Annotated in this window: 4 protein-coding genes; 2 read left to right on the top strand and 2 right to left on the bottom strand. The window is 67.6% G+C overall.

All coding sequences use genetic code 11. The features are described from left to right. On the top strand, positions 1-1,076 hold a 1,076-nt coding region (locus tag QOD90_RS07350; RefSeq protein ID WP_526348157.1), incomplete at its 5' end, for an ABC transporter permease. 37 nt (positions 1,077-1,113) lie between these two features. Here QOD90_RS07350 and QOD90_RS07345 read toward each other — a convergent pair. Together QOD90_RS07345 and QOD90_RS07340 are read right to left on the bottom strand one after the other, a co-directional pair. Further along, positions 1,114-2,469: a phospholipid carrier-dependent glycosyltransferase gene (locus QOD90_RS07345; protein WP_526348156.1), complete on the bottom strand. Its 1,356-nt coding sequence runs from the start codon at positions 2,467-2,469 to the stop codon at positions 1,114-1,116. Continuing rightward, positions 2,466-2,858 (bottom strand): hypothetical protein, encoded by a 393-nt coding sequence (locus QOD90_RS07340; RefSeq protein ID WP_526348155.1) that lies wholly within the window; start codon positions 2,856-2,858, stop codon positions 2,466-2,468. The genes QOD90_RS07345 and QOD90_RS07340 overlap by 4 nt, the downstream gene beginning before the upstream one ends. A gap of 100 nt (positions 2,859-2,958) precedes the next feature. On the opposite strand from QOD90_RS07340, the gene QOD90_RS07335 reads away from it, so the two are divergent. Further along, the coding region (locus QOD90_RS07335; RefSeq protein ID WP_526348153.1) for a DUF2510 domain-containing protein at positions 2,959-3,501 on the top strand (543 nt) is incomplete at its 3' end.

Below are 3,501 nucleotides of genomic sequence, written 5' to 3'. Positions count from 1 at the left end.
TCGCAGCGGTGTTCGAAGCGCAGGCACCACAAGTGGCCGACGACACGCGGGCGGGCTACGACCTCGTCGTCGACAGCAATCCGAGCAACCCGGTGACCGTCGCGCAGCTTCAAGCGGAGCCGGATGTGGTCGCGGTGGCACCGATGGTGTGGGCCCTCGCCAAGTTCGAGACGCCGACGAGGACGGACACGTTCCAGCGTCGCTTCAGCGGCTTCGACAACACGTTGCTCGCCCGAGGCGTGCCCGCGTTGTCGTCGCGCGACAAGCAGTACAGCAGCGACGAGGCGGCGTGGCGGGCGGTGTTGGCGTCGCCCGATCTCGTGATCGTCCCCAGCGATTTCTTGGCGGTGGGCGGAGGGCCGCCGACGTCGTCCGTGAGCGTCGGTCAGCGCATCACGCTGATCGATCCCGCGGGTGGCCGGCGGCGCGTGCTCACCGTGGTCGGAATCGACGGCGACATCGACCCCGCGGAGAACGGAGCGATGGTCGCCGCCCCGGCGGTCCCGACACTGGTCGATCGTTCGTTCACGGGCCGTTTCTACGTCGCGGTGCGCGCCGGTGCGGATCCCAGTCAGGTGGCGTCTCGATTGAAGGGTGACCTGCTTGCCAATGGCGTGAAGGCCGACACGTTCGGCGCCCTCGTCGACGATCGCTTGCGGGGCACGACCGCGTTCATCAGGCTGCTCGAAGGGTTCCTGGCGCTCGGGCTCGTCATCGGCATCGCCGGTCTCGGTGTCGTGATGGTGCGGGCCGTGCGCGAGCGCCGGCGCGAGATCGGGATGCTTCGGGCGATGGGATTCCCGTCCCGCGTCGTGCGCCGGGCGTTCCTCATCGAGGCCGCGTTCATCGCCGCGCAGGGGATCGCGATCGGTGGCGCGCTGGGACTCGTCACCGGCTTCTCCGTCCTCAGCAACTCGTCGACGTTCGGCGACAAGTCGCTGCCGTTCACCGTGCCCTGGGGCGTGATCGCGCTACTGGCCATCGCCGCGTTGGTCGCCTCACTCCTGGCCGTCGCCGCCCCCGCCACCCAAGCCAGCCGCATCAAACCCGCCGTCGCCTTGCGCATCGCCGACTGACACCTCCGTTTTCCCTGACAGGGAAAATCCTGGGTGGCTAGTAGGCGCGCCAGTATTCGCGGGCGCGGATCTCGGTGGGGGACATGGGCTTGCCGGCCCAGATCGGGTAGTAGAACGCGAACGCGGCGACCAGGAGCACGGCGAAGACCGGCGCGATCCAGCGGAACGGTTTGTGCGCGAACACGGCCGCGATCCACAGCGCGAGCGCGGGAATGAGCGGCGCGATGTAGAAGGTGTACGAGTGGCGCGGGTTGATCGCCCACGGCAGCCATTGGTACAGCGCGAAGGCCAGCAAGAAGAACGCCACCCGGTCGCGCCGGAACACCACCCGCCACAGCAGCACGAGGCCGGCGCCCATGGCGGTGAACCACATCACCGGGTTGGCCACGGTGACGATCTCGGAGATGTCGCCGGGAGCGGCGCCGACGCACGCCTTGTCGGCGAGCTCGTCGGGCGCCTGCTCAAGCGCGGGGATGCACGTCTTGCGGAACAGCGTCGATGGGTGCGTCTGGTTGATCCACTTCCAGCTCAGGTCCGCGTTCGAGTTGGTGTCCTGGAGGCTCTCCTGCTGGAACAAGCGGATGCGGTTCTGGTCCTCGATGAACTGACGGATGCGATTCGCGATCGAGAGCGAGCAGTCGTTGTTGTTCTTGCAGTCGGTGATGTGGATGAACGTCTTGTCGGCGTTCACGATCCACGGCGTGTACACCGCGAGGTAGATACCGAGCGGCAAGACCGTGAACGTCAGCACCGTCGTGAACAGGCGCCGCCCGTGTCCGGGCGCGGCCGGCTGGCGAGCGCGCAGCCAGATGAACGCCAGCAGCACCGCGAGCAGCAGGAACGCCGCGCTCCACTTCACGGTCAAGCCGAAGCCGAGCGCCACCCCGGCACCCAGCTGACACCAACGCACCCGCCGCGCGTTCGACGGGTCCCGCAGCGCGATGAGTGTGAGCGTGATGGCCGCCGTCGTGAACAGGGCCAGGAACACGTCGAGGTGGGCGGTCCGGCCGGTGGTGAACGAGATGCCGTCCAGAGCCACGGCCGCGGCGGCCAGCGCGGGGATCACCCGCCCGCTCGCGATCTGACGGGCGGCGTAGTACGTCAGCAGCACGATGAGACAGCCGGACACCAGGGCGGCGAAGCGCCAGCCGACCGGAGTGAACCCGAAGATGCGGATGCCACTGGCGATGAGCCACTTGCCGCCGGGCGGATGGACGACACCACCCTTCTCGACGCCGCGGCGCAACATCTCCGCACCGTCAGGGGCGTAGTAGATCTCGTCGAAGACGAATGCTCGCGGCGTGGACAGGCCCGGCAGCCGGGTGGCCACTGTGCCGATCATCAGCGCGACCGGCACCGCGATGTCGAGCCACGAGCGTTCTCCTCGGGTCACGACCCGGGCACCGTCGTGGTGGTCGACGTGGTGGTCGACGTGGTGGTGGAGGTCGTCGTGCTCCCCGGTGAACCGAACAGCGACGACAGCACCTTCGGCTTCGTGCTGCAGTCATCGAGGGGTTGCCGGGCGGTGTCGGTGGATCGCTTCGGATCGTGGAGGTTGTACGTCGACGGCCCACGCAGCCGGTCCATCACCGAGTAGAACGCGCTCGGATCGTCGAGATTCAGCTCGTCGCTCCCGAGCAACGCGGTCCGGGGCGGCGGGTTGTCGGACAGGTTGCGCTCGATCAGGCTGGTGCACTCGCGCGCGAACGCCACCTGCTCCTGATGATCGAGATTGGGCGGCGTCCCACACCCCGCGAGTGCGATCACGACCGCGGCGCCCACGGCAAATCTCGAGAAAGCGCGACGGCCGCTGGCACCAGGCACGGCGGGTCACCGTACTGCCTGCCATTTCGCCCTAGGCATCGCATCTAGTCTCGACGACGTGAGCGATCCCGCTGGTTGGTACCCCGATCCGACGACCCGGCACGAGTTGCGGTACTGGGACGGTTACGCGTGGCTCGACAACGTGTCCGACGCGGGAACGTCCGCCGCTGATCCGCTCGGCGGCAAGCCCATGCCGCCGCCGTCGGAAGCAGCCGCCAAAGGGCAACAAGGGCCAGCGCCGGCCGCGAAGTCGAAGACCCCGCTGTACGTCGGCGGTGCGGCGATTGCCGTGGTCGTCATCCTGGTGGCGGCATTCCTGCTCACACGGAGCGACGACAAGGGCACGAAGGTCACCGCGCTCGCGGACAAGCAGGTCACGTTCGACGACGACGTCAAGGACATCGGCAATCCGACCGTGCACACGGTGCACATAAAGGCGAACACGGTCGTCGTGATCACGGTGAAGTCCGACAACCAGGACGCCGAGCCGGGGATCGTCGTGCTCACCGAACAGAAGACGATCGACGCGATGACGAGCAAGATCGACGGCACCAAGGATCTGCTGTCGAGCTCGTTGAAGGACGCGTGCAGCAACCTTCGC

It is taken from the genome of Mycobacterium sp. (assembly GCF_032161845.1).
In the GTDB taxonomy this organism is placed as follows: Bacteria; Actinomycetota; Actinomycetes; order Mycobacteriales; family Mycobacteriaceae; genus Mycobacterium.
This window is presented reverse-complemented; position numbering and strand designations above follow the sequence as displayed.